The following is a 487-nucleotide window of genomic DNA, read 5'->3' on the forward strand; positions in this document are numbered from 1 at the left end:
ATGAAATGCAGGCGAGTGGTCGTTGTCGCGTATTATCCAGTCAGACAAAGGATCTGTGTTGTTAAGGAAAACGGGCGACGTTTTGCCCGCGTGAATATCTCCTGCCAGCACAAGCGGACCGTAGAAAAACGCTGTTTTACGTTGAGCACCCAAAAGTTCCTCTTTCCAAAGTGTCTTAGGCAGGTTGATTTCTACAACATCACCGTTTTTCCACTTACGGTCAATGGCTACATACGAGCCGGGAGTGCCTGTGACAGTTTGTTTCTTTCCGTTGATTTTAACTGAAAATCCCGATGTTACCCACGAAGGATAACGAATCAGCAAGGTCGCTTTTTGCGGAGATGAACAACTGATTTTTAGTTGCGATTGGTCGGAGTTGGGAAATGCGGTTTCTTGTCTAAGCTTCATGTTTTTCGTTTTCCAATTCAGTTCGGAAGCGATGAACAAATTGACATACAATTCATTGTCCGCACCATAAGAATAAATT

The 487-nt window shown here is 43.9% G+C and carries 1 pseudogene; it reads right to left on the reverse strand.

Features of this window, described 5'->3' with window-relative positions:
* A pseudogene (locus ASC50_RS04205) lies at positions 1–459 on the reverse strand (glycoside hydrolase family 127 protein); the annotation flags it as partial.
* Positions 460–487: the final 28 nt, after the last annotated feature.

Source organism: Candidatus Symbiothrix dinenymphae, from assembly GCF_001431085.1.